The 24,936-nt window shown below is 74.2% G+C and carries 22 protein-coding genes; 4 read left to right on the top strand and 18 right to left on the bottom strand.

The genetic code is table 11. The annotated features are described in order from the left end of the window. Nucleotides 1-20: 20 nt before the first annotated feature. A complete protein-coding gene (locus tag BX285_RS28035; RefSeq protein ID WP_183107240.1) occupies nucleotides 21-983 on the bottom strand; it encodes an alpha/beta fold hydrolase in 963 nt (320 codons plus the stop codon). 126 nt (nucleotides 984-1,109) lie between these two features. Next, a complete protein-coding gene (locus BX285_RS28030) occupies nucleotides 1,110-1,868 on the bottom strand; it encodes a dienelactone hydrolase family protein (RefSeq protein WP_121178618.1) in 759 nt (252 codons plus the stop codon). 96 nt (nucleotides 1,869-1,964) lie between these two features. On the opposite strand from BX285_RS28030, the gene BX285_RS28025 reads away from it, so the two are divergent. Further along, on the top strand, nucleotides 1,965-2,321 hold the full coding sequence (locus BX285_RS28025; protein ID WP_097235355.1) for a DUF6191 domain-containing protein: 357 nt from the start codon (nucleotides 1,965-1,967) through the stop codon (nucleotides 2,319-2,321). 76 nt (nucleotides 2,322-2,397) lie between these two features. Here BX285_RS28025 and BX285_RS28020 read toward each other — a convergent pair whose 3' ends face one another. Both BX285_RS28020 and BX285_RS28015 read right to left on the bottom strand, forming a co-directional pair. Then, nucleotides 2,398-2,799, bottom strand: a complete 402-nt coding sequence (locus BX285_RS28020) for a VOC family protein (protein ID WP_097239851.1) — start codon at nucleotides 2,797-2,799, stop codon at nucleotides 2,398-2,400. An 87-nt stretch (nucleotides 2,800-2,886) separates the two neighbouring features. After that, complete coding sequence (locus BX285_RS28015) at nucleotides 2,887-3,600, bottom strand: DUF4232 domain-containing protein (protein ID WP_097235356.1); 714 nt, start codon at nucleotides 3,598-3,600, stop codon at nucleotides 2,887-2,889. Nucleotides 3,601-3,938: 338 nt separating this feature from the next. Between BX285_RS28015 and BX285_RS28010 the strand changes: the two genes are divergently transcribed. After that, nucleotides 3,939-5,189 (top strand): phosphodiester glycosidase family protein, encoded by a 1,251-nt coding sequence (locus BX285_RS28010; protein WP_121179053.1) that lies wholly within the window; start codon nucleotides 3,939-3,941, stop codon nucleotides 5,187-5,189. Here the strand turns inward: BX285_RS28010 and BX285_RS28005 are convergent. The 4 genes from BX285_RS28005 to BX285_RS27990 form a co-directional block, all read right to left on the bottom strand. Then, complete coding sequence (locus BX285_RS28005; RefSeq protein WP_121178617.1) at nucleotides 5,179-6,084, bottom strand: hypothetical protein; 906 nt, start codon at nucleotides 6,082-6,084, stop codon at nucleotides 5,179-5,181. The genes BX285_RS28010 and BX285_RS28005 overlap by 11 nt on opposite strands. A gap of 83 nt (nucleotides 6,085-6,167) precedes the next feature. Continuing rightward, nucleotides 6,168-6,674, bottom strand: a complete 507-nt coding sequence (locus BX285_RS28000; protein ID WP_398901566.1) for a phosphoribosyltransferase — start codon at nucleotides 6,672-6,674, stop codon at nucleotides 6,168-6,170. A gap of 147 nt (nucleotides 6,675-6,821) precedes the next feature. After that, nucleotides 6,822-8,297, bottom strand: coding sequence for an NADP-dependent phosphogluconate dehydrogenase (gene gndA, locus BX285_RS27995; RefSeq protein ID WP_121178616.1), 1,476 nt, complete (start codon nucleotides 8,295-8,297; stop codon nucleotides 6,822-6,824). 58 nt (nucleotides 8,298-8,355) lie between these two features. Then, on the bottom strand, nucleotides 8,356-8,619 hold the full coding sequence (locus BX285_RS27990) for a co-chaperone GroES (protein ID WP_097235360.1): 264 nt from the start codon (nucleotides 8,617-8,619) through the stop codon (nucleotides 8,356-8,358). 369 nt (nucleotides 8,620-8,988) lie between these two features. Between BX285_RS27990 and BX285_RS27985 the strand changes: the two genes are divergently transcribed. Next, nucleotides 8,989-9,786, top strand: coding sequence for an inositol monophosphatase family protein (locus tag BX285_RS27985; RefSeq protein ID WP_121179052.1), 798 nt, complete (start codon nucleotides 8,989-8,991; stop codon nucleotides 9,784-9,786). A gap of 27 nt (nucleotides 9,787-9,813) precedes the next feature. Here BX285_RS27985 and BX285_RS27980 read toward each other — a convergent pair whose 3' ends face one another. The 6 genes from BX285_RS27980 to BX285_RS27955 all read right to left on the bottom strand — a co-directional run bounded on the left by BX285_RS27980 (nucleotide 9,814) and on the right by BX285_RS27955 (nucleotide 18,019). Beyond that, nucleotides 9,814-11,028 carry a cytochrome P450 gene (locus tag BX285_RS27980; RefSeq protein ID WP_259470817.1) on the bottom strand — a complete coding sequence of 405 codons (1,215 nt, stop codon included), beginning with the start codon at nucleotides 11,026-11,028 and terminating at the stop codon, nucleotides 9,814-9,816. Nucleotides 11,029-11,129: 101 nt separating this feature from the next. Then, nucleotides 11,130-11,894, bottom strand: a complete 765-nt coding sequence (locus tag BX285_RS27975; RefSeq protein WP_259470816.1) for a tRNA-dependent cyclodipeptide synthase — start codon at nucleotides 11,892-11,894, stop codon at nucleotides 11,130-11,132. Nucleotides 11,895-12,344: 450 nt separating this feature from the next. Continuing rightward, nucleotides 12,345-13,859, bottom strand: a complete 1,515-nt coding sequence (locus BX285_RS27970; protein ID WP_257032305.1) for a pyridoxal-dependent decarboxylase — start codon at nucleotides 13,857-13,859, stop codon at nucleotides 12,345-12,347. Next, nucleotides 13,856-15,322 carry a diaminobutyrate--2-oxoglutarate transaminase gene (locus tag BX285_RS27965; protein WP_121178615.1) on the bottom strand — a complete coding sequence of 489 codons (1,467 nt, stop codon included), beginning with the start codon at nucleotides 15,320-15,322 and terminating at the stop codon, nucleotides 13,856-13,858. Before BX285_RS27965 ends, BX285_RS27970 begins: the two co-directional genes overlap by 4 nt. Nucleotides 15,323-15,512: 190 nt before the next feature. Continuing rightward, nucleotides 15,513-16,238, bottom strand: coding sequence for a response regulator (locus tag BX285_RS27960; RefSeq protein ID WP_121178614.1), 726 nt, complete (start codon nucleotides 16,236-16,238; stop codon nucleotides 15,513-15,515). After that, nucleotides 16,235-18,019: an ATP-binding protein gene (locus BX285_RS27955; RefSeq protein WP_121178613.1), complete on the bottom strand. Its 1,785-nt coding sequence runs from the start codon at nucleotides 18,017-18,019 to the stop codon at nucleotides 16,235-16,237. The genes BX285_RS27960 and BX285_RS27955 overlap by 4 nt, the downstream gene beginning before the upstream one ends. Nucleotides 18,020-18,173: 154 nt before the next feature. Between BX285_RS27955 and BX285_RS27950 the strand changes: the two genes are divergently transcribed. Next, nucleotides 18,174-19,616 carry a cation:dicarboxylate symporter family transporter gene (locus tag BX285_RS27950; protein ID WP_121178612.1) on the top strand — a complete coding sequence of 481 codons (1,443 nt, stop codon included), beginning with the start codon at nucleotides 18,174-18,176 and terminating at the stop codon, nucleotides 19,614-19,616. Between the two features lie 194 nt (nucleotides 19,617-19,810). Here BX285_RS27950 and BX285_RS27945 read toward each other — a convergent pair whose 3' ends face one another. The 4 genes from BX285_RS27945 to BX285_RS27930 form a co-directional block, all read right to left on the bottom strand. Continuing rightward, on the bottom strand, nucleotides 19,811-20,815 hold the full coding sequence (locus BX285_RS27945) for a hypothetical protein (protein ID WP_121178611.1): 1,005 nt from the start codon (nucleotides 20,813-20,815) through the stop codon (nucleotides 19,811-19,813). A gap of 45 nt (nucleotides 20,816-20,860) precedes the next feature. Further along, entirely contained in the window at nucleotides 20,861-21,466 is a 606-nt protein-coding gene (locus tag BX285_RS27940; protein WP_259470815.1) for an RNA polymerase sigma factor, read from the bottom strand. Nucleotides 21,467-21,839: 373 nt separating this feature from the next. Continuing rightward, nucleotides 21,840-22,343 (bottom strand): DUF742 domain-containing protein, encoded by a 504-nt coding sequence (locus tag BX285_RS37545; RefSeq protein ID WP_183107288.1) that lies wholly within the window; start codon nucleotides 22,341-22,343, stop codon nucleotides 21,840-21,842. 91 nt (nucleotides 22,344-22,434) lie between these two features. After that, complete coding sequence (locus BX285_RS27930; RefSeq protein WP_121178608.1) at nucleotides 22,435-24,705, bottom strand: ATP-binding protein; 2,271 nt, start codon at nucleotides 24,703-24,705, stop codon at nucleotides 22,435-22,437. Nucleotides 24,706-24,936 lie beyond the last annotated feature (231 nt).

The following is a 24,936-nucleotide window of genomic DNA, read 5'->3' as shown; positions in this document are numbered from 1 at the left end:
ACCGGGCGACCGGCCGGCCTTCAGACCTTCCGGAAGTGTCCGGCGCGGTCGGACACCTCCAGGACCGCCGCGACGACCGCCCCGGGCTGGTCGGCGTGGACGGCGTGGCCGGCCTCGCGCACCGTGCCGTGCGTCCCCCTGGGGGCGCCGGAGGCGACCTGCGACTGCAGGGCGGTCCAACGGGAGCGCATCGCCCGGGGCAGCCCTTCGGTCGCACTCAGGACGGCCACCGGCACATCCGGCAGCGGCGTGGCGGCGCGGCGGCGCCGGATCTCGGCGGTGGTGACGTTCGTCAGCCGGTTCTCCGCGAGGACGGTCCGCCGCTGGTGGGAGTGCCCGACCACGGCCGCCTCGGCCCGGGCGAGCGGGTCCGCCGGCCCGGGCGCGGTGGCCGCCGGGGCGGACCGGAGCAGCCACCGCCGGAGCAACCACAACCGGAGCAGCGCGGCTTCGGCGAGCCGGATGGACCGCGGCTGGAAATCCTCGTGCGCCGGATCCACCAGCACCAGCCCGGCCACCAGCTCCGGCCGCCGCCGGGCGAGGAGTTGGGCCAGCTGGCCGCCCCAGCTGTGCCCGACCAGGATCGCCGGACCAGCGCCCAGGTGCCGGACGAGGGCGGCCAGGTCCTCGATCCCTCCGTCCAGGCTGGGGCCGGTCGCGCGGCCGACTGCGGTGCGCTCGGGCTCGCTGGCACCGAGCCCGGCCCGGTCGTACGCCACCACCCGTCCGTGTCGGGACAGTTCTGGCAGGACGGGCAGCCAGGTGAGCGAGGAGGTGCCGCAGCCCGCGATCAGGACCACGGGTGTCACACCGCCCTCGCCCGCCTCCACCCAGCGCAACGCCCGCCCGCCGCAGTCGAGTTCACTCGGCCGCACCCTTACCCCGCCCGGGGCGTTCTCGGCGAAGGCCGACGCGATGGCCTCCTGGACGCCCCGCAGGCCCGTCCCGTCCTGCTCTCCCCGCGTGTCCTTTCCGCCGTGCACGCCCAACCCCCCGGTTCAGTCGTCTGGTTCACCCGTCGCCCTCACTATGTCAGGCGAGCCGGCGGCCGTAGGGGCGAACGGCAGGGCGGCCGGCCGTACCGGCGGGCAGCGGGCTCGGGCGCGAGCTCAGGCCGGCAGGACGCGCTTCAGCAGGCCGAGCAGCGTCTCCCAGTGCCGCGCGTCGGCGGCCGCGTCGTAACGGGTGGTGTCGGCCTGGGTGTAGCCGTGCGGCGCACCGGCGTAGACCTCCGCCCGGAACCGGACCCCGGCGGCGGTGAGGGCCGTGGCGAGCCGGTCGATCTGCTCGGGCGGCAGCGCCTCGTCCTGGTCGGCGTGGCCGAAGTACAGCTCGGCGGTGATCCGGTCGGCACCCAGGTGCGGGCTGTCCGGGCGCTCGGTGGCGAGGTTGCCGCCGTGGAAGCCGGCCGCGAGGGCTATCCGGTCCGGGTGGCTGACGGCCGTGCGCAGGGCGAGGAGCGCTCCGCGGCAGTAGCCGGTGAGTGCGACCGGCCCGTCCTGGACCAGCGGGGACTCGGCGAGCCAGCGCAGGTAGGCGTCCGCGTCGCGGGCGGTCGTCTCCGGGGTGAGGGTGGCGAGCAGCGGGCCGATCTGCTCGAACAGCGCGTCGTCGCTCTCCACGTCGATGAGCTCCGGCAGTTCGACCAGCGGGGCGCGGCCGTTGCGGTAGTAGGCGTTGGGGACGAGCACGGTGTACCCGGCTCCGGCGAGCCGGTCGGCCGTCCGCTGCAGGTGCGGCCGGAGCCCGAAGGCGTCCATGTAGAGGAGGACGGCCGGGTGGGCGCGGCCGTCGTCGGGGTGGGCGAGGTAGGCGTCGGCGGTTCCGTCCGCCGTCGGGATGTCCACGAGGGTTCCGCGCACGGTCATGGTGAGGGTGCTCCTTCCGTTCTCGCCGCAGGGTATCCGGTGGGTGCGTGCCGCCGTTCCGGGAACGCCCCCACCACGGTGCGGCGTTGAGCGGGCATGGCGTTGATCGTGGGTGTGCTGGCGGCGGTGGCGGCGGTACTGGGGCTGGTCGTGCTGGCCGCGTGGCAGATCCGGGACGAGGCCTCTGCGCGTCCGCGGCCCCGCGGGCCCGGGGTGGCGACGGGCGTCGGCGGGCTGGAGGAGCTGCACGCACTGTTCAGCCCGGGCAAGCGGATACAGGTCGAGCAGAAGAAGGAGCAACTGGCGCTGCGCGACGACGCGCAGGCCGGATCGCCGCCGCACTTCGGCGTGGACCTGGAGCGGGGCGTGGCGGTGCTGCGCGCCGGGCCCGGCCCGGGCGCGCCCGAACGGCCGCAGGAGGACGGCGCCCCAGGAGCAGTGCCCGGGGCGTAGCGGTACCCGGCGCATAGCGGTGCGCGGCACGCAGCGAGGCCCGCCGGTGGCGGCGCGGGTCAGTGGCGGCGCCGGGTCAGTTGCCCCAGCTGCGGGAGCAGAGCACCAGCCGGTAGCCGTCCGGGTCGGCTATCGTCACGCCGAACTTGTCCCAGTACGGGTTGTGCGAGGTGACCCGGGTGCCTCCGGCCGCCTCCAGCCGGGCGGTCAGGGCCTCGTCGACCGGCGCACCGAGGTAGACGACGAACAGGTCCTCCACCGTCGGCGTGGGCTCCGTCGGATGCTCCGGGTCGTGGGTCAGCTCGAAGTGCCAGGCACCGCCGGGCGGGCCGACCATCAGCAGGTCGTGCTCACCGGACACCCGCTCGGTGGTGCGCCACAGCACATCGAGGCCGAGGCCGCCGACGTAGAAGCGCTCGGCCGCCGCGAGGTCGCGCGAGGGACGGGCCACACGGATGTGCATCGTGGAATCGATCATGTCGGCGACCATAGCCGACACCACTGACAACGACCTCCTGGATCTCCCGGTCGCACAGCAGCCGGCCGTCCTCGGCATGCTGCTCCGTCAGGACGGGCTGGTGGCCAGCAGCGCGGTGGTGGTCACCTTGTTGTCGCACTCGGCGAACAGGCCGTCGTCCAAGGCCACTTGGTGGGCTCCCGCGCCGCCCGGCAGGCCCAGGACGAGGGTGGGGTAGGCGACCGGGGTGGCCCCGGAGACGCAGTAGCCGTCGGCCTCGCCCTGGACCTGGACGAAGGTCAGCTTCACCCAGGCCTTCCCGCCCGGGGCGAGGTGGACCGGGGCGGCGGAGCCGGTGTGGGTCACGGCGAGCGGCGCGTTGCGGTCCGGGGAGCCGTTGGCCGCTCCGGCCACCGTCGGGAAGCCCTGGAGCGTGCACGGGCGGGTGGAGGCGTTGGTGAACGCGACGATCGCCGCTCCCAGGCCCGTGCCCTCGGGGCGCACCTTGGCCTGGTGAGCGTCCACCTTCAGCGCGGTGGGCGCGCAGGTCGGCACCGCCGTACCGCTGCTCGTCGGTCCACCGGACGGCGCGGCGACGGTGGCCGCTCCCGTGGACGGGGTGCCGGCCTCGGTGGGGGCCGGTGACTTGGCGCTCGGCGCGGCCGAGGCGGTGGCCGCCACCGTCGGTGCCGCGCTCGCCCCGGCCCCCGACGGCTCGTCGTTCCCGGGGCCGCACGCCGTGGCGAGCAGCGCGACCGTAGCGGCCGAGACCACCGCGACCGCGGCTCTTCGGGCCTTCGTTCCGTACCGCGTGTCCTGCATGACGCCCCCTCGGAGGATGGAGTGGTGCCGACCCGGCGCCGGCACCTGCCCGATACACACCGCCGTTCCGCCGCCGGTTCCCCGGGCGGTCGGGCGTGACAGAACGGTGACGCGACCGGGAAGAGCCCCGGACAACGGTGCCGGGCGGACGACCGGGCCGTCGGTGGGGCTGGGGCCGGGGTCGGGTCCGGGCCGAACCGGGCCGAACCTAGCCGAACCGGGCCGAACCGAGGACCGTACGGCCGAACCGAGGACCGCACGGCCGGACCGAGAACGAGATGGGCCGACGCGCGACGCGCCGACGCCGGTACGGCCGGACCGCCCTGTCGACCGTCAGCATGGCGGGCGTGCGAAGTTCCCTGCGCTGTGTGGCTGCCCTGGTGTTGGCCGTGGCCCCGGCCGGTCCGGTCGTCCCGCCCGCCGGGGCCGAGGCTGCCCGGACTGCCGGGCTCGATGCTGCCGAGGCGGCCGGGGGCTGGGAGGTGCTCGCGCCCGGGGTGGCGTACCGGGAGCTGACGGTGCGCACCGCGCACGGCAGCGCGCGGGTGTACGCCGTCCGCGCCGACCTGCGCAGGCCGGGCGTGCGGGCGGACCTGCTCTTCCCCGGCGCGGTGGCCGCCCGGACGCCGCTGACCCAGCTGGCCGGCGCACGCGGGGCGGTGGCCGCGGTGAACGGGGACTTCTTCGACATCAGCGAAGATCAGCACCCGGGCGTCGAGGCCACCGGGGCGACCTCCGGGCCCGCCGTGTACCGCGGCCGGGCGTTGAAGGCCGCGGTCCCGGAGGCGCAGCGGTTCGGCTGGCGGCCGCCGCCTGGCGGCACGGTAGAGGACGTGCTCGGGGTCGGCGTGGACGGGGTGGCGCGCATCGGGCGCCTGTCGCTGCGGGGCCACCTGCGGACCGTGGACGGCGTCCGGACTCTGGGCGGGCTGAACCAGTACGCGCTCCCGGTCGGTTCGATCGGCGTGTTCACCTCCGACTGGGGAGAGGTCTCCCGGGCCCGCGCCGCCTGCGGGACCGACGAGTCCCGGCAGGCGCCGTGCACCTCGGAGACCCTGGAGGTGACGGTGCGCCAGGGCCGGGTGGTGGCGGTCGCCGCGACCCCGGGCACCGGTCCGATTCCCACAGGAAGCACCGTGCTGCTCGGCCGTGAGGCCGGCGCCCGCGCCTTGGCGGCACTGCCTCCGGGTGCGCCGGTCGCGGTGGACTACGGCCTCGTGTCGGGCGAGCCGGTGCCCTTCGTCTTCGCGCTCGGTGCCCACTCCCTCCTGCGGGGCGGGCACGCGCTCCCCGGATTGGACGGGACCGTCGCCGAGCCGCGCAGCGCGGTCGGTCTCGCGGCCGGCGGCCGGGTGCTGACGCTGTTGTCCACGGACGGACGCGAGGGCAGCTCCACCGGCCTGACCCTGACCGAACTCGCCCGCGCGGTGGCCGATCTCGGCTGCCCGGACGGGGTCTACCTGGACGGCGGCGCCTCCGCCACACTCGTCGCCCGCGATTCCGCCACAGGTGGTCTCACCGTGCGCAACCACCTCGACCACGGCCGGGAACGACCGGTCCCCAACGCGCTCGGCATCTTCACCGGGTAACGGGAGGGGCGGAACCGGGCGGAACGAACCGGCCGACCGACAGCGACGCCATCCCGTGCAGCACCCTGCCCCCGGACCTCGCCTCGGCGAGCCCCCTGGCGAATTCCTCGCGGCGCACCCCGGGCTCCAGCTGCGCCAGGCCGGGCGGCCAGGTGCCCGGCGGCACGAGGACGACCACGACGGCGCTGCGAGCCTCGGCCGCGGCCAGCCAGTCGGGCGTCACCTCCGCCCGCCAGTGCGGTTCCCAGCCCCCGCGGCCGTCGGAGAACCGCAGAGACCGGACGAGACCGTCGGCGACCTCGACGGCCGCGCTCGTGTCCGGCGGCCACTCCGAGGAGGGACCGAAACCGCTGTCGACCACGGCTTCCGCCAGCACGGGGTGGAACTCGGTGCCGACCTCGACGATCAGCTCCGCGAACGGTGCCCCCTCCGCCGCCTCGCGCAGCGCCGACGCCCACTGGATCGGAGCCCGGCTGCGGACATGGGTCCGCCCCTGGGAGAACCACGTCACGGAGTCGGCGGCGACCGCCCCCGGTGGGGGCGTCGGTGGCCTGTCGGCTCCGCGGCCCGTCCGGGCCCGGGGTCGGGACGGGCGACGGCGGCGCCACGCCGCGGCCAGGGGGCCGGCCAGCAGGTCCGCCAGGAGCACGAGGACGACGGCGCCGGCCGCGGCGAACTGGATCCAGGCGGAGACCGGCAGGCCGGCCCATCGGAACCCCGCACCGAGCCCGGCGGGGACTGCGACCATCAAGGCTTTGGCCAACCGGTCCGCGTCCTCCGTCCTCCAGGCCGCCCAGTGCTTCAGGCCGGACACGAGGCCGTACAGGAAGACCGCCCCGCCCTCCAGGGCCAGCGTCACCAGTCCGGCCAGGGCATCAAGGGGCCATAACGTCATGCGCGGCATTCTCGCCCAGCCGCACCGGCGGGTCAGTGGCGAAGATCACTTGACGGGCCATCAGACCCCAGGCCCGGGTGCGATCAGGCGTCGAGCACCTGGCCGGCGCGCCTGACGACCGGTCCGTCCGTCGACCACGGGAACTCGATCCAGTCGTCCGTCCTCTTCCACACGTACTCGCACCGGACGAGGGAGTGCGACTTCTCGTAGATGACGGCGGACCGCACCTCGGCGACGTGGTCGAGGCAGAAGTCATGCACCAGCTTCAGGGTCTTGCCCGTGTCGGCGACGTCGTCGGCGATCAGGACCTTCTTGCTGGTGAAGTCGACGGCCTGGGGGACGGGCGCCAGCATGACGGGCATTTCCAGGGTGGTGCCCACGCCCGTGTAGAACTCGACGTTCACCAGGTGGACGTTCTTGCAGTCCAGCGCGTACGCCAGGCCGCCCGCCACGAACACGCCGCCGCGGGCAATGCTCAGGATGATGTCGGGTTCGTACCCGCTGTCGGCGATCGTCTGCGCGAGTTCGCGCACCGCCCGGCCGAAGGTCTGGTAGTCGAGTTTCTCGCGCACGTCGGTCACAGTGTTCAGTCTCCTCGGCAGCCGGTCGGGCGGCAACGGGAGCGGGTCCGTCGAAGGAGCCGGGCCACGTCCCGGCCGGGAGCGCGGACGGGACGGGAGCGCGGACGAGGCTGGACCGCGGACGGGCCTGGGCCGCGGACGAGGCGGCCGGGTTTCTCAGCGCTGCTCCTCCGGACGGTCCGCGACCTCCCAGCGGGTGTGGAAGGTCCCGTCCCGGTCGACGCGGTGGTACGTGTGAGCGCCGAAGAAGTCCCGCTGGCCCTGGACCAGCGCGGCCGGCAGGCGCCCCGCCCGCAGGCCGTCGTAGTAGGCGAGCGCGGTGGCGAAGCCGGGGGCGGGCACCCCCAGTTGGACCGCCGCCGAGACGACCCGCCGCCAGGCCGACTGCGCGGAGTCGAGCGCCTCCTGGAAGTGCGCGTCGGTCAGCAGTGTGGGGCGCTCCCGGTCCGCCTCGTACGCTGCCCTGATCCGGTCCAGGAAGCGGGCCCTGATGATGCAGCCGCCGCGCCAGATCGTGGCCATCGCACCGGGGTCGATGTCCCAGGAGTACTCCGCGCTGCCGGCCTGGATCTGGTTGAAGCCCTGCGCGTAGGCCACCATCTTGGAGGCGTACAGGGCCTGTTCGACGTCCGCCGCGAACCGGTCCGCCGCCGCGCTGTCCAACCAGGTCTCGGTGGGGCCGGGCAGGTCCCGGCCGGCCCGCCGCAGCGGCACGCTGCCGGACAGGGCGCGGGCGAAGACCGCCTCGGCGATCCCGCTCACGGGCACGCCGAGGTCCAGCGCGCTCTGGACCGTCCAGCGGCCGGTGCCCTTCTGCTCGGCCTGGTCCAGCACGATGTCGACGAAGGGCTTGCCGGTCGCCGCGTCGGTGTGGGCGAGGATCTCGGCGGTGATCTCGATGAGGTAGGACTCCAGTCGTCCGCCGTTCCACTCCCGGAAGACCTCGGCGATCGCGGCGGGCTGCAGCCCGCCGCCGTGCCGCAGCAGGTCGTACGCCTCGGCGATGAGCTGCATGTCGGCGTACTCGATCCCGTTGTGGACCATCTTGACGAAGTGGCCGGCGCCGTCCGGGCCCACGTGGGTGCAGCAGGGCCGGCCGTCGACCTTGGCCGCGATGTCCTCCAGCAGCGGCCCCAGGAGGCGGTAGGCCTCCGGCGTGCCGCCGGGCATGATGCTCGGGCCCTCCAGTGCGCCCTGCTCACCGCCGGAGATCCCGCTGCCCACGAAGTGCAGCCCGCGTTCCCGCAGGGCGGCCTCGCGCCTCCTGGTGTCGGGGAAGTGCGCGTTTCCTCCGTCCACCACCACATCGCCCGCGTCGAGCAGCGGCACCAGCTCGTCGATGACCGCGTCGGTCGGCGCTCCGGCCTTGACCATGATCACGATCAGCCGGGGACGCTGCAGGGCCGCGACGAACGCCTCCGTGGTCTCGGCGGCCACGAAGTCACCCTCGTGTCCGAACTCCTCCAACAGCGCCGCGGTCCGCGCCCACGTGCGGTTGTGCACGGCCACGCGGTGCCCGTGGCGGGCGAAGTTCCTGGCCAGGTTGCGGCCCATCACGGCCAGGCCGGTGACCCCGATCCGGGCCTGTGCCTGTTCGGTCGTGGCCTGTTCGGTCGTGGGCTGTTCGGTCATGGCGGGAGTCTCCAAGGGGTGTCGATGCCTGGGGCCTTCGGGGACTTCGGGGCCTTCGCTACTCCGCGGAGAGTGCGAGGACCTCGTCCTCGGGGAGCTCGACGTACTGCTCCCCGTCCGCCTCGAACGGCGACCCGGCGCGCAGGTTGAAGAGGATCCGCTCGCCGACCTTGACGTCCACCGGGTGCGGCTTGCCGCTCCCCAGGGTCCGGCCGGGCCCCACCGCCACCACCTCGCCCTTCCACCGGTCCGGGTCCTGCGGGGCCGCCCCGCCGATCGGCTTGACGATCAGGTGGTCGTCCTTCGGGCGGAAGTCGGGCATGGCACGGTCCTCTCACGTGGGCGCCTGCGGCGCAGCCGGGGCCTCCCCCACCCACCGATTCTGCCGGGGTTCGCGGTTTCCGCACCCGAGCGGCGCCGCCGCCCAGGAGCCACCAGGCCCGGCCTGCTCCATTCGGGTTCCCGGACGCACCCACGCCCGGCGTTCCACTACTTGGGAGCGTGACGGCGAACAGCCGACAGCCAACGGACAACAGCTGACAGCTGACAGCTGACAGCTGACAGATTTCAACATCTGTCAGCTGTCGGCTGACATCTGTCAGCTGTCAGCTGTTCGCCGCCCCCGTCCGCCGCAGCCGCCCCCGCACACTCGTGCGACAGTGGAGGCAGCGAAGGGAGCGCGAACGTGCTGATGGACAAGGTGGCGGAGATACTCGCCGAGGCGTCGGCCGAGGCGGTGGAGCCGCGCTTCCGTGCGCTGGCCGCCGGCGAGGTGATGGAGAAGGCACCCGGCGAGGTCGTGACGATCGCCGACCGCGAGGCCGAGGCGATCATCGCACGCCGCCTGCGCGAGCTGCTCCCCGTCCCCGTGGTCGGCGAGGAGGCGGTAGCCGCCGACCCGTCGCTCGCCCAGGCCCTGCACGACGAGCCCGCCGTCTGGCTGGTCGACCCGGTGGACGGCACCTCCAACTTCGTCGCCGGCCGCCCCGACTACGCCGTGATGTGCTCCCTTGTCCGCTCCGGCCGAACCGTCGCCTCCTGGATCCGGCAGCCCGCCACCGGCACCGCCTACCGCGCCGAACTGGGCGCCGGCGCCTGGCGCGACGGCGAGCGCCTGACCCGCCCGCCGGCACCGGCCGACCCCGCCAAGCTGACCGGTGTCCTGAAGAGCCGTTTCCTCGACCCGGACCAGCGCCGACTCCTGGAAGCCAACTGCTCGGCCTTCGGCGAGATCTCCCCCGGCCGCAGCGCCGCCGGGATCGAGTACCCCGATGTGACCGAGGGCCGGTTCGACTTCATCTTCTACTGGCGCACCCTCCCCTGGGACCACGCCCCCGGCTCCCTGCTGCTCACCGAGGCCGGCGGTGTCGCCGCCCGCATGGACGGCGCCCCCTACCGCCCCGAGGCCCCCGGCTGCGAGGACGGCCTCCTGGTCGCCGCCGACCCGCACACCTGGGAACTCACCCGCGGCATCCTCCTCGGCACCTGACCCCGGGCGGCCACCGCAGGCCTCGCGTCACCACACCACCGGCAGCCGCTCCGGCAGGCGCTTGATGAACCCCGGCCGCCAGGCCAACTGCTCGACGGGCACGGCGAGCCGCAGCTCCGGGAGCCGTTCGACCAGCGCGGTGACGGCGATCTCGGCATGCGTACGGCCGAGCGCCGATGCCGGGCAGAAGTGGCGGCCGGCGCCGAAGGCGAGATGCGGGTTCTCCGGCCGGTCGAAGTCGATCCGCTTCGGGTCCGGGAAGACCGCCGGGTCGTAGTTGGCACCCTCGACCAGGACGAGCACCAACTCGCCCTTCTTGACCAGGACATCACCGACCCGGACGTCCGCGAGCGCCAGCCGCGGCAGCGCGTCGCCGATCGACAGGTTGACCCGCAGCAGCTCGTCCACCGCACGGCCGACCAGCTTGGGCTCCTGCCGCAAGCGCTCGGCGAGTTCCGGCTGCTCGCACAGGTAGATGACGGCGCACAGCAGGAACGCCGAGGTGGACACCGCGCCCGCGCCGAACAACGACAGGGCGACGGTGGCGAGCAGTTCGTCGCTCACCCGGTCCGAGACGTCGGGCGATCGGCGCAGTTCCGCGAACCGCCCGAGCAGCCCGTCCGCCGGCTCCGGATCGGCGTTGAGCTTCCCGAGCATGTAGCCGAGGTCCTTGTACCAGTTGGGCGTCGCCCCCTCGAAGGGCACCGGGCTGGTCAGGAAGGCCACGTCGATGCCGGACATCAGCCGCCGCCAGTCGTCGGACGGGATGCCGAGCAGTCGGCAGTGCAACGCGGCCGAGTACGGCTCGGTGAAGCCGCCGCGCAGTTCGCCGGGCGCGCCCTGTGCTTCCAACGCGTCGATCAGGCGGTGGGCTTCGGCCTGCAGCCAGCCGTCGAGCTCCTTGTCGGCGCGCGGTGAGAGCGTCTTCATCACGGCGTTGCGCAGCCCGGCGCTGTTGATGTTGCCCATGTTGTTGACCACCTCCGGCGGGATGGTCAGCGCGTACTGGCGCGGGACGCCGGGGTTGGCGGTGTCCTTGAGGCTGAACCGCTCGTCCTCCAGCACCTGTTTGGCGAGCTCGTAGCTGCTCACCAGCCAGGCGGGGTCGCCGGTCATGGTGCGGACCGGTGCGATCGGTTGCTGCTCGCGCAGTCGGTCGGCCTCCTCGGGGAGCACGTCGCCCCGCCTGGAGAACGGGAAGGTCAAGTCGGTCGTGAGCTTGTCCGTCATGTAGTCCGTCATGCCTGGCTCCTTGATCGAAGCTGCGGTGAACCGGTGAGTGGAAGGGCGAAGGAAGGGCGAGGGGAAAGGGGAGCGGAGAGCCGAGTGGGCACAGGAGTCGGCTATGCGGTCCGGGCGGCCACGACGGCGGCCGCGGCCGGGACCGAGGACACCTCGGCCGGCCGGACCACCGCATAGGCCTGGCGGGCCGCCGCCCGCACCCCCTCGTCCCGCCCGAACAGGACCGGGGTGAGGGGAAGTTGCAGGTGGTAGCAGCTGACCGAGGACGGCACGCCGAGCAGCGCCGGCGTGTCCAGGAAGAACGGCAGCTCGGCCGTGATGTAGCGCAGTCCGGCGGCGAGTTGGAGCTCCGTCGGCGCCAGCCCTTCGCCCAGCCGGGCCGCCAGGAATCCGCGCGCCATGCTCTCCGCGGCGGTCCGGTACACCGGGTCGGCCCGCAGGCCGTCGACGGCCTGGCGGTGCAGCCGCCGGTAGGCGTCGGTGGCGGTGAACTCGGACAGGGCGTGCACCCGTACGGAGTTCCGGTGTCCGGACTCCGCCACGCCCCGCTCGATCCGGCGGGCGGTGGCCCTGACCTCCTTGGCGGCCCGCCGCTGCGCGTGCTCGGGGGCGTAGCCGAAGGCCTCGAACTGGGTCGCGATCAGGAGGTCCGCGTACACGATGTCGATGCGCTCGAAGAACTCCAGCCCCCACCCAACGAGTTCGGCTATCCGACGGTGACTGAAATAGCTGTTCCCCGGACTGACGCCGATGAGCAGGTGCTCGCCCCGCTGCCAGATCTCCCGGCATCGGCGGGAGTACGGGAGGGCCTCGTACAGGCCCATCGGGGTGGTTATCGGCCCGTCGTCCGGGACGGTTTGGCGCATGCCTTGCCTCCGCTTCGCAACATGGTCGCAGGACGTGTTCACGTGGATTTACCGGGATTCACAGAAATGCACGGCAAGCAGGCGGAGTTCACCCGGATGCAAGGGAGTGATCTCCACGCCTGGGCAACGCGTGCCTGGTCAGGCCGCCCACCGCGGGTGCCGTGTGCACATGGTGGGGCTGCGGCCACATGAAGTTACCGCCGCTCTTCGGGATCTCCGCAAGCCCTGACCGGGGGTTGGCGGAATGTGATCACCGGGCGGCCGGAAACGGCCTGTACACCCTTGCGAAGCTATGTCCACGGACATTGTCGGGGCGCGATCGGATATCCGTAGGACAGCCTCCCACGCCAGTGTGTCTTTCTCCAACAGCGTCAAGGGAAAAGGCTTCTGATTTGGAGGTGGAGGAACCCCCCTGACCCGCGGCCGGCCCGCCGGCTACCCGCCCGCCCGTTACCCCGCCCGTTCCCCCGCCACCTTGCGGCCCGCACCGACCACCTCGCGCAACAGCGCGCCGACCTCCCCCGCCGTCGTGTGCGGATTGAGCAGCGTGAGCTTCAACCGCACCCGCCCCGGCCCGTCCCCGGGAAGCTCCGTCCGCCCCACCACCGCCCGGCCGCTCCGCAGCAGCAACCGCCGCAGCCGGCCGTTCACCTCGTCCAGCGCCGCCTCGTCCGTGACGCCCGGCGGGCGGTAGCGGAAGAGGACGGTGGTGAGGACAGGGTCGTCGTGGAGTTCGAGCGAGGGGTCGGCGCGGACGGCGTCGGCGGCGGCATGGGCGAGGTCGTGGCAGGCGTCGACGAGGCGGCCGAGGCCGTCGCGCCCGAGGGTGCGCAGGGTGACGGCGAGCTTGAAGGCGTCGGCGCGGCGGGTGGTGCGCAGGGAGCGGCCGAGCAGGCTGGGGTACCCGGCCTGCTCGTCGTCGACCGGATTCAGGTATTCGGCGCGGCGGGCGAGCGAGACGTACGTTTCGGCGCGGCGGACCAGGAAGACTCCGGCGGCGGCCGGTTGCCAGCCGAGTTTGTGCCAGTCGAGGGAGACCGAGTCGGCGCGGGCGATGCCGTCGAGCAGCGGGGCGAGCCGGTCGGAGAGCAGGGCTCCGCCGCCGTACGCGGCGTCCACGTGCAGCCAGGCGCCGTACCGCCCGGCGAGGTCGGCGGCGGTGGGCAGCGGGTCGATCGCCCCGGTGTCGGTGGTGCCGGCGGTGGCGACCACGGCGATCGGGTGCCGGCCGGCCCAGCTGGCTTCGGCCAGCGCCCGCTCCAAGTCGCTTTCCCGCATCCGGAGTTGTCGGTCGACCGGAACGGAGACGACGGCCCGTTCGCCGAGTCCGAGCAGCGCGGCCGCGCGCTGGACGGAGAAGTGCGCGGCCTCGGAGGCGATGATGCAGGGGCGGACGCCGGCCGGGATCCCGTCCAACTCCACGATGCCGTCGAGCTTCTGGTCGCGCGCCAGCATGAGCCCCATCAGGTTGGACTCGGTGCCGCCGGAGGTGAGGACTCCGGCGGAGCGCCGCGGGTCGTAGCCGACCAGCTCGGCGAGTTCGGCGAGCAGCGCGGTTTCCAGTGCCGTGGCCGCGGGGGCCTGGTCCCATGAGTCCTGCGAGGGGTTGAGGGCGCTGACGGCGAGGTCGGCCGCGGCGGCGACGGCGAGCGGCGGGCAGTGCAGGTGTGCGGCGCAGGCCGGGTCGGCGGGGTCGGCGGCTCCGTAGGCGAGGAGTTCGGTGAGGCGGGCGAGTGCGCTGCGCCCGTCGGCGGTGGCCAGGGCGTCGCCGACCAGGGCGGTGATCTCGGCCGGGCTGCCCGCCGGCAGCGGTCCGGAGCGCATGGCGGTGCCCGCGTCGAGGGCGTCCAGGACGGTGGCCAGCAGCGGCCCGAGCGCGCCGGGCCCGCCCGCGCCTCCGGCCAGGGCGTCCGCGGGGACCTCGCCCCCGGGCAACCCGATCGGCCCGGGTCCGGTCCCGCTCACCGCTCCCCCCTCGCCGCACCGAGGACCGCAGGAGCACCGACAGGAGCGCCGGCAGCGGCCCCGTCAACCGGGCCGACAGCCGCCCGGTCCGCCGCCGCGATCGCCTCCGCCAGTCGCTCCAACACTGCCGCCGCCTGCTCGTCCGTGATGGTGAGCGGCGGGAGCAGGCGCAGGACGGCGTCGTGGCGTCCGCCGAGTTCGACGATCAGCCCGCGTTCCAGGCACGCCGCCCGGACCCGTACGGCGAGGGCGGGATCCGCCGGGCGGGCGCCGCAGGAGTCGGGTTCGGCCGTCGGGTCGACCAGTTCGACGCCGAGCATCAGGCCCCGACCGCGCACGTCGCCGATCACCGGCAGCTCGCCGGCGAGTTCGCGCAGCCGGGCCGCCATCCGCTCGCCGACCACGGCCGCGCGTTCGGCGAGCCCGTTCGCGGCGACGTGACGGAGCGTGGCGGCCCCTGCGGCCATGGCGAGGGTGTTGCCGCGGAAGGTGCCGGTGTGGGCGCCGGGCCGCCAGCCGTCGTAGTCCTCGCGGTAGACGACGACCGCGAGCGGCAGGCTGCCGCCGATGGCCTTGGAGAGCACCATCGCGTCCGGGACGATGCCGCTGTGCTCGACCGCCCACATCGCTCCGGTGCGGCCGACGCCGGTCTGCACCTCGTCCACGATCAGCGGGATGCCGCGTTCGGCGGTGATCCGGCGCATCTCGCGCAGCCAGCCGTCGGGGGCGGGGACCACGCCGCCCTCGCCCTGGACGGCTTCCAGGACCATCGCGGCGGGCGGCACCACGCCGCCCGACGGGTCGTCCAGCAGCCGCTCGACGTAGGTCGCGGCGAGTTCGGTGCCGGACTCGCCGCCGACGCCGAACGGGCAGCGGTAGCCGTACGGGTAGGGCAGCCGGACGACCTCTCCGCCGCCGGGCAGCGGTTCCTTGACGGCGACGTTGCCGGTGAGCGCGAGGGCGCCGGCTGTCATGCCGTGGTACCCGCCGGTGAAGGCGAGTGCGCCGGAACGGCCGGTGGCGGTCTGCATCAGCTTGAGTGCGGCCTCGACGGCGTCGGTGCCGGCCGGTCCGCAGAAGTGCACCCGGGCGCGGGCGGCGAACTCGGCGGGCAGGCTCTCGAACAGTGCGCTGGTGAAGTCGTCCTTCTCGGCGGTGGCGAGGTCGAGCAGGTGCAGCGGGGCGCCGCTGTCCAGGGTGCGGCGGATGGCCTCCAGCACCACCGGGTGGTTGTGGCCGAGGGCGAGGGTGCCGGCGCCGGAGAGGCAGTCGAGGTAGCGCCGGCCGTCGGCGCCCTCGACGGTCATGCCGTTGGCCCGGACCGGGACGATCGGGAAGGAGCGGGCGTACGTTCTGGCGGCGGACTCGCGGACGCGCTGACGACGCAGGATGGCCTCGCCGGCAACGGGGGCCGGAGCCGGGGCTCCGGAGGCGGCCTGGGCGGGTACGGCAGCGAGCGACACGACAAACCCCCAGAAGAAGTTAGGTAAGCCTAACTTTACTGCCCTTGACCTGGCGGGATGCCCGCGGGGCCCGTAGAACCACCCGAGCGGGTGAACCTCCCCCGGCCCCTCCAACGACCGCCGCACCGAAAGGTCACGCCCCCACCACCCCGAGCCGGCCGTACCGCCCGGAGCCACACGCAGCCCTCGGTCAGGGAGTCGCCTTCCACCGGTAGCAGAGCTCCGGCCGCCCGACACTCCCGTACTGCGGCTCCCGCACCGCCCGCCCGGTGTCCACCAGGTGCTCCAGGTAGCGCCGCGCGGTGATCCGCGAGACCCCGGCGGCGGCGCCCGCGGCGGCCGCCGAGAGTCCGGTCGCGGCCTCCCGGAGCACCGAGGCGACGGTGTCCAGGGTGGGTGCACTCAGTCCCTTGGGCAGGGTGCTGCGCTCGGGCGTGCGGAGCAGGGCGAACGCCTGGTCGACCTCGTCCTGGCCGGTCGCCTCGCCGGTCCGCCCGAGGCTGTCGCGGTAGCGGGCGTAGCGCTCCAGGCGGTCGTGCAGGGCGGCGGCGCTGAACGGTTTCAGCAGGTACTGCACGACGCCCGCCGAAACCGCCTGCCGCACCATCGCGAGGTCGCGGGCCGAGGTCACCGCGATGACGTCGGTACTGTGGCCGGCGGCGCGCAGCGTGCGGCACAGCTGCAGGCCGTGGCCGTCCGGGAGGTAGAGGTCGAGCAGGGTGAGGTCGACCGGTGCCCCGGTGGCGCGGGCGCGGTCCAGGAAGCGGAGGGCGTCGGCGCAGCTGTGGACCGTCCCGGCGGCGTGGAAGCCGGGTTCGCGTTCCACGTACAGGGTGTGGGCGGCGGCCGCGACCGGGTCGTCCTCGACGACCAGGACGGAGATCCCGGCCGCCCCGGCGCCCTCGCGCGGGGTCACGCCAGGGCCCCTTGCCGCGCGCGCCCGCCCGGCTCCCCCGACTCTCGCCCGCCCGAGCTGCAGCTGCCCGCGTCGCCCGAGCCGCTCCGCCCGCCCGGGTCCCGTCCGGCCAGTGGCAGCCGGACCGTGAGCACCGCCCCGCGCTCCCGCCCGACCTCGACGGTGCCGCCGTTGCGCCGGGCGGCCTGGGCGACCAGTGCCAGCCCGAGGCCGTGCCCGCGACCGTCCTGCTTGGTGCTCCAGCCGCGGCGGAACACGTCCTCGACGGCGGCCGGGTCGATGCCGGCGCCGGTGTCGGCGACCCGCAGCAGCAGACAGTCCCCGCCGCCGCCCGCAGCGCCGCCACGCGCAGCACCGCCATCTCCGTCGATCCGCGCCGTGACGGTGACCTCCGGCGGGACGGGGCTCTGGGCGGCCCCGGCGATGGCGGCGTCCACGGCGTTGTCGATCAGGTTGCCGAGCACGGTGATCAGGTCCCGCGCGGAGAGCCCGGGCGGCAGCACCCCGTCGTCGATCCGACTGTCCTCGGTGAGGCTCAACTCCACGCCCCGCTCGGCGGCTTGGGCGGCCTTGCCGAGCAGCAGCGCGGCCAGCACCGGCTCGCCGACCGCCGCGACCACCCGGTCGGTGAGCTGCTGGGCGAGTTCGAGTTCGGCGGTGGCGAGCTCCACCGCCTGTTCGTGGCGGCCGAGTTCGATCAGCGAAACGACCGCGTGCAGCCGGTTGGCGGCCTCGTGCGCCTGTGCGCCGAGCGCGTCGGTGAAGCCGCGTACGGAGTCCAACTCGCCGCTGAGCGCCTGCAGTTCGGTGTGGTCCCGGAGGGTGACGACCCGGCCGAGCCCGGTGCCGATGGTGGAGGTGTTGAGCACCACGACCCGCTCGTCGGTCAGGTGCACCTCGTCCCGGACGGCCTCCCGGCCCAGTACGGCCGCCACCAGCGCCTCCGGCAGACCGAGGTCCGCCACCGGCCGACCGTCCACCTCCCCGTCCAGGCCGAGCAGTTCGCGGGCGGCGTCGTTGCACAGCACCACCCGGTACGAGCGGTCGAGCAGGACCAGCCCCTCGCGCACCGAGTGCAGCGTGGCCTGGTGGTACTCGTAGAGGTGGCTGAGCTCGTCCGGCCCCATGCCGTGAGTGTGCCGCCGCAGACGGGAGTTGGCGAGGTAGGTACCGGCACCTCCGAGCGCGAGCGCGGCCACCGCCACCCCGACCAGGGCCAGCAGCGGCCCGCTCAGCTGCGCGGAGATCGACTGGACCGTGATGCCCGCGCTGACCAGCGCGACCACCCGGTGCCGGTCGTCCCACACCGGCGTGACCACCCGCACGGACGGCCCGAGCGTGCCGGTGTACGTCTCGCTGCGGGTCTGCCCGGCGAGCGCCCAGTCGATGTGCCCGAGGTAGCGCTTGCCGATCTGCTCGGGCAGCGGGTGCGTCCAGCGCACGCCGTCGGTGTCCATGACGGTGATGAAGGAGACCCCGGTGTCCGTCCGCACCTGCTCGACGTACGGCTGGAGCACCGCGGTCGGGTCCGGTCCGGTGACCGCGGCCCGGACGGACGGCGACTGCGCGACGGCGTGGGCGACCGCGGTGACCTCGCGCCGGGCGGCGTCCTCGGCGCGGCCGGCGGTGAAGAGGTAGGCGAGCACCGCGCCGCCCGCGACGACCGCGGCGACGATCACCACCTGGACGACGAACAGCTGCCCGGCCAGGCTGCGGACCAATCGGTGCGGCAGGGGAGGCCACCGGCGGCGCGAGCGGGTGGGGGCGGTGCGCTCGGACATGCCAGCCAGTGTGCACCACGGTCCGCCCGGGCGACCCCGGTGCGCCGATCGTGAACTCTATGAACGCAAACGTGACCTCCGTCACGCCCGGGCCCATAGTTCGGAGCGGCCCACCACCCGGGGCCGCCAGGACTGCAGGGCGAAGGAGCCGCAGATGTCGATCGCTGGAGCCGCAACGGCGGGGGGACCCAGACGCAAGGACCGGACCCACTACCTCTACCTCGCCGTGATCGCCGCGGTGCTCGCGGGCGTGGTGGTCGGGCTGGCCGCTCCCGGCTTCGCCGTGGAGCTCAAGCCGGTCGGCACCGGGTTCGTCAACCTGATCAAGATGATGATCAGCCCGGTGATCTTCTGCACCATCGTGCTGGGCATCGGCTCGGTGACCAAGGCGGCGAAGGTCGGCAAGGTCGGCGGCCTCGCCATCGGCTACTTCCTCGCCATGTCGACCGTCGCGCTGGCCATCGGCCTGGTCGTCGGCAACCTGCTGGAGCCCGGCGGCGGCCTGCACCTGACCGCCGCGCTCGCCAAGTCCGGCCACGCCCAGGCGGCCGCCGGCGGCGCCCAGTCCACCACCGACTTCCTGCTCGGGATGATCCCCGACACCATGTTCTCCGCCCTCACCCAGGGCAAGGTGCTGCAGACCCTGCTGGTCGCCCTGCTCACCGGCTTCGCCCTGCAGGCGATGGGCCCGGTCGGCGCCCCGGTGCTGCGCGGGATCGAGCACGTGCAGCGGCTGGTCTTCCGGGTCATGGCGATGATCATGTGGGTCGCGCCGATCGGCGCCTTCGGGGCGATGGCGGCCGTGGTCGGGGCCACCGGCACCGCGGCACTGAAGAGCCTCGCGGTCATCATGATCGGCTTCTACCTGACCTGCGCGCTGTTCGTCGTCGTGGTGCTGGGCACGCTGCTGCGCCTGGTCGCCGGGGTCAACGTGTTCGCGCTGCTGAAGTACCTCGGCCGCGAGTTCCTGCTGATCCTGTCCACCTCCTCCTCCGAGAGCGCGCTGCCCCGCCTGATCGCCAAGATGGAGCACCTGGGCGTCAGCCGACCCGTCGTCGGCATCACCGTGCCGACCGGCTACAGCTTCAACCTGGACGGCACCGCGATCTACCTCACCATGGCCTCGATCTTCATCTCCGAGGCGATGGACAAGCCGATGTCGATCGGCGAGCAGTTCTCGCTGCTGGTGTTCATGGTGATCGCGAGCAAGGGCGCGGCCGGGGTCACCGGCGCCGGCCTGGCCACCCTCGCGGGCGGGCTGCAGTCGCACAAGCCCGCGCTGGTGGACGGCGTCGGACTGATCGTCGGCATCGACCGCTTCATGTCCGAGGCCCGGGCGCTCACCAACTTCGCGGGCAACGCCGTCGCGACCGTCCTGATCGGGCACTGGACCGGCGAACTCGACGCCGAGCGCGCCCGCCGGGTCCTGGCCGGCGAGGTGCCGTTCGACGAACTGACCCTGGTCGACGGCCACGGAGCCGGCGGCCCGACGCCCGAGGGCACGGGCGGCGACGGTACGGGCGAGGGCTCACCCGAAGCCGCACCCGAAGCCGCGCCCGAAGCCGTCCCGACCCGGGGAGCCGCGGCCGCCGCCTGAGCGACGGTACGAGTTCAAGCCCCGAGACTCCCCCGCCCCGGCGCCACGCACCATCCCCGGAAACGGCGCCGGGTCGGGGGCCCTTCCGTTCCCCGGCTCCCCGGCTCCCCGGCTCCCCGCCTCCCCGCCTCCCCGCCTCCCCGGCCCAGCGTGACGTCGGCCGCCGCAACTCCGACAACCCACGACTCGGGCCGTCACAGCTCCTGGGAGCCGCTGACCGCCCAGGCCACCCCGCTGGCCGGATCCTCCAGCGCGAGGTGCAGATGGTGCAGCCCGGCGGCCGGCTCCTGCCAGGTGAAGCAGCGCATCCGCTCCACCAGCGCGTTCACCTCACCCCGGTCCAAGCCCTGCGGCCCGTTCAGCCCGTCCGATCCGTCCGCCCCGGCCATCGCGGCCAGTGCCCGCCACAGCCGCAGACGCCCGTGCGCGCAGCCGTGCGTACGGCCAACGGCGGCGGCGCGCACCAGCGCCGGGTAGGCGAGCGCGAACGGCAGATACCCGCCGACCACCCGTCGGCCCCGCGCCAGCAGGGCAGCCGCCAGCGGGGCCTGGCCGCGGACGCAGACCACCTGCGCCCAGGGCGCGAGCGCGCTCAGCTCGTCCAGCGCCCGGGCGACCCGCGCCCCGTCGAGCCGCCCGTCCGTCCGCGCCGCCGGCGCCGGCAGCTCCACCTCGCCCAGGCCCTCCCGGTTGGCCGGCAGGGTCAGCAGCGCGCTGCGCGCACCCCCGCCGGGCAGGTACTCGCGCACCCGCGCCGCCTCCTCCCAGCCCGCCGCCTCCCACGGCTCCAGCCGCAGCGGCACGCCCTCGGGGTCGGGCTCGGCACCGTACGAGAGGTCCTCGCCGAGCAGCACCCGGGTGTGCGCGACCAGTCGGCGCACCGGGGCGGGGCCAAGCAGCGGGGCCAGTCGCAGCCAGGAGTGCCGGGTCGCCAGGACCTCCCAGAGCGGACCGGCGTCATGGTCGGCCACCCCCGCGACCGTCCCCTCGCCGCCGTCCCGGTCGAAGAGCCGGACGGCCAGCTCGGGCGGCGCCGCGTAGGCGATCAGGTGACCGAGCGGCGCGGCCAAGGCCGCCGCGGTCTCCTCCCCGGCCTCGGCCACGGCGGCCGCCCGGCCCTGCCGGTAGGCGGCGAGCAGCTCGTGCCAGCGGCCGTCCTCGGCCAGGGCGCGCAGGCGGCGGTCCTCGTACGTGATCACGATTCGCAGAGTAAGGGCCGGGGCGGCGCATCAGCTGACTTGCCGTCAGTTCGGTGCGTCGGGCCGCCTGCCGGCGCCACTGCTCGGGTGCCACCCCCGGTCCCGGCTCCGCCCGTGCTCGTGCTCGTGCTCGTGCTGACGCCCGTGCTCGTGCTCGTGCTGACGCTCGTGTTCGAGGACGGCGCGCAGCCGCCCGTGGGCGCGGCGCCGGGTGACGGCCAGGGTGCTGCGGTGCAGCCCGAGCAGTTCGGCGGCCTCGTCGACGCTGTAGCCGTCCAGATCCACCAGCGCCACCGCGCGGGCCTGCTTGGCGGTCAGGAGGCCCAGCAGCCGGACCACCTCCCAGCGCGCCTGCAACTCGGCCATCCCGCCTGCCCGCGGGTCGGGCACCATCCGGTCCCGGCCGAGCCCGGCGGCGGCCTCCGGCAGCTCGGGCACCGGGACCCTGCGCCGCTCCCGGCGCCACTGGTCGCGCAGGATGTTCACCATCGTGGTGAACGCGTAGGCGTACGGCTGCGGATGGCCGAGGAAGCGCTCCGGGCGGCGGGCGATCCGCAGGTAGGCGTCGTGGACGATGTCCCCGGCGGCGAGCCGGTTTCCGGTCAGCGAGGCGGCCGCTTGCTGCAGCCTGGGCAGCAGCTCCGTGAACACCCGGTTGAATTCGGCGGATTGACCGCCGTGCCCGCGCGGGGCGAAGCCCTTTCCCGGCCCACTGCCGGTCGCGCACCGACCACCGCAATCCGCCATGCCGCTCTCCCCGGGAATCGGCACCCGAACGCCCGATCAGGGCCGGCCGCAGCCCGATCGGAAGCGTTGTGACATGGGTCACATCATAGTTCGCAGCCTCACCGTGCGCAGTCATTCGTGAACAATTCGTCACGGATCCTGGGAGGGGCGGGTCCTCACCCTGCGGCTGCTCTCGCCGCTCATGGCGACGGACAGCGACAGCGGACGGATAACAGATGACGGAGTTCAGATGACAGCAGACAGACTTCATCATCTGTTATCTGTTATCTGTCCGCTGTCAGCTGTCGTCCCTCGCCCTCCGGAGATGGATGACCTCCCGGAGGATGCGCTCGTCGGGGAGCAGAGCAGGCGGGACGGGACGGCTGACCCGGATGAGCCCGGCCGCCAGCAGGTCGCCGAGCAGCACCCGTACGACGCCCACCGGCAGGTCGAGGTCGGCGGCGAGCTCGGCCACGGACAGCGGGTTGCCCCGGCACAGCGTGAGGATGCGGGCCTGTTCCGGGCCGACCGGCGGCTCGGGCGCATCCGGGTCGAGTGCCGGATCGGGCAGGTCGCAGACGGCCACGGCGATCAGGTCGTACCGCTCGCCGACGCCGGTGCGCCCCCGGGTCATGGTGTACGGACGGACCAGCGGGCCGGCCTCGTCGTCGTACCAGCGCGCCCACTGGGCGGCGGCGAGCGGGTTGCGGGGGCGCCCCTCGAACGGGGCTCGCGGGTCTTCCGGGTGCCGTTCCCAGGGCGGGCGTTCCGCTGGGGATCGGCTGTCGAATGGGCGGGGCACCCGACTCACCAGCCGTCCCTCGCATGGAGTGGGGCGCTCAGGCGTTCTCCGACCAGCCGGTTCGGCCTCCCCGCACGGCGGGTGGTGCCGATCATGAATGCTCTCCTTCAGGTCGGGGCGAGGACGGGCGGCGGCGCGGCTGCGGCGGCCCGGACTGCGGGCGGGAGGCGGCACCCGAGCCCCCGTCCGCAGCCGGGCCGTCCGCTCGGGCAGCGGAGGCCCGAAGCGGGGTGCCGCGCGCCGGCCCGGGGTCGCTCTCCCGGGCGTCGAACGGCAGCAGCGCCCCGCCATCCGGCGGCGGCCCACCCGCCGCCGGAGATCCATCGCCCTCCCCGCCGCCCGGCACGGCCACCGGGTTCACGACACCGACGGGCTCGGGAGGTTCGACGTCCAGCTCCGGTACAGGGTCGAACCGTTGCGGTTCCTCCCCGGCCACCCCGTCGGCCAGCAGCGAGGTTGGCAGCAGGACCACAGCAGTGGTGCCGCCGTACGCGGAGGTCACCAGCGAGACCCTGACGTCCTGCCGCCGGGCGAGCCTGCTGACCATGAACAGGCCGAGCCGGTCACTGTCGAGGAGGTCGGTCTGCTCGGCGTCGGAGATCCGGTGGTTGGCGGCGGCCAGCGCCTCCGGGCCCATGCCGAGGCCGCGGTCCTCGATCTCCAACACGTAGCCGCTGCCGACGCGTTCGCCCCGGACGTGCACCCGGGTGTGCGGCGGGGAGAAGCCGGTGGCGTTCTCGACCAGTTCGGCCAGCAGGTGGGCGAGGTCCGCGACGGCGTGCCCGGCGACGGAGGTACGCGGCAGCGGGTGCACCTCGACCCGGGTGTACTCCTCGACCTCCGAGACGGCCGAGCGCACCACGTCCAGCAGCGGAACGGGCCTGCGCCAGGCCCGGCCGGGGGCGGCGCCGGAGAGGATGATCAGGCCCTCGGCGTGCCGGCGCATCCGGGTGGTGAGGTGGTCGAGCCGGAACAGGTCGGCCAGCTCGGACGGGTCCTCGGTGCGGCGCTCCATCGCGTCCAGCAGGGTGAGTTGGCGGTGCACCAGCACCTGGCTGCGGCGCGCGAGGTTGACGAACACCCCGGAGACCCCGGACAGCACCTCGGCCCGTTCGACCGCCGCCGTGACGGCCGCCCGCTGGACGGTACCCAGGGCCCGGTGGACCTGGCCGATCTCGTCGGCGCCGTCCACCGGCCGTGGTACCTCGGCCTCGATGTCCACCTCCGCACCCGCACGCACCTTCCGCATGGTGTCCGGGAGTTGTCGTCCGGCCGGCTCAAGTGCCGAGTCGTGCAGGCCGATCAGCTCGGCGACCAGTCCGCGCCCGATCCGCACCGAGATCACCAGCGAGGCCGCCACACCGAGCAGGCCGAGCAGCGCGGCCACCCCGGCCGGGGTGAACAGCCCCAGGGCGTACGGGTGCTGTCGATCGGCGGCGAGCCGCCCGACCCGGTCCTCGACGGCGCGCAGGCCGTTCGTGACCTTCTCGGCGACCACCGCCCACCGGTCCGACGGGACGGCTGCGACGGCGGCCCGTCCGTCGGGGGCCGTGCGGACCTCCTCCTCGTACCGCTCCAGCTCGCGATGGTCCTGGCCGTCGCTGACGGCGAGCAACGCCGCCCGGTTCGCGGGGCGCAGGTCGGCGGCGGCGCCCCGCTCGAACGCGCGCCGGGCGAAGGCCGCGCCGGAGAACTCGCGCAACTGCTCGTCGCCGAGCGCCCCGGAGAGCTGGGCGGCGCGCAGCAGGGCGTCCTCGCGGGCCAACAGCTCGCGGGAGCGGGCGAGTTCGGGCAGTACCCGGGCGTCGGTGGTCGCGCCGGGGTCCTGCAGCGAGGTGACGGCGCCGGCCGCGGCGATGGCCCGGTCCACCGCCTCGCCGTAGACGGCGTAGGCCTCGGGCCAGCCGACGCTCCTGGCGAGGACACGGTCGCGCAGCCCGGGCAGGGCGGCGAGGGCGGTGCCGAGGGCGTCCAGGCGGGTGGCCGCGTCGCCGCCGAGGCCCTGGGCGTCGGCGCGGTTGTCACCCCGGTCGGGGTGCCGGGGGTCGGGGAACAGCGGGGCGAGGGCCCGGTCGGTGGCGGCGACGGCCTCGCGCAGGGCGCTCTCCCGGGCGGCGGCGGGGGCGGTCGGCGGGGCGGCCAGCAGCCGGCCGACGGCGGTGCGCTCCGTCTGCAGCCCGGCGACCGTTTCGGCCACAGGGGTGAGCAGGGTGCGCTGGGCGTCTCGTTGGCGCAGCAGGCCCCAGACGCCCTGGGCGGTGGTGACGGTGGCGAACCCCCACAGGGTGATGACCGAGACGACCGGCACCATCAGCAGGGCCGCGGCCAGCCGGCCGAGGCCGAACTGGTTGAGGGTGCCCATGGGACCTCCGGTCGACCTGTCGGGCCCGGGGCGGTACGCGGTGCGCCCGGGCTCCCCGGGCCGGGCGGACTCCGTGCGGCCGCTCGGTCATCGGCCAGCCGCATGTGCGCTTCCGGCCTGGGGTGCGTGGGACGCTATCGAGGGGCCGGAAACCACCACCCGAAGATCTGAAAAGCTGCCCACGATAGCGGGGCGATGTGTTCGAATGACCCGGTCCTGTGCCCGGACGGC

The organism is Streptomyces sp. 1114.5 (assembly GCF_003635085.1).
Lineage (GTDB): Bacteria > Actinomycetota > Actinomycetes > Streptomycetales > Streptomycetaceae > Kitasatospora.
Note: the sequence above shows the minus strand (reverse complement) of the source record. Positions and strands in the feature narration are given on the sequence as shown.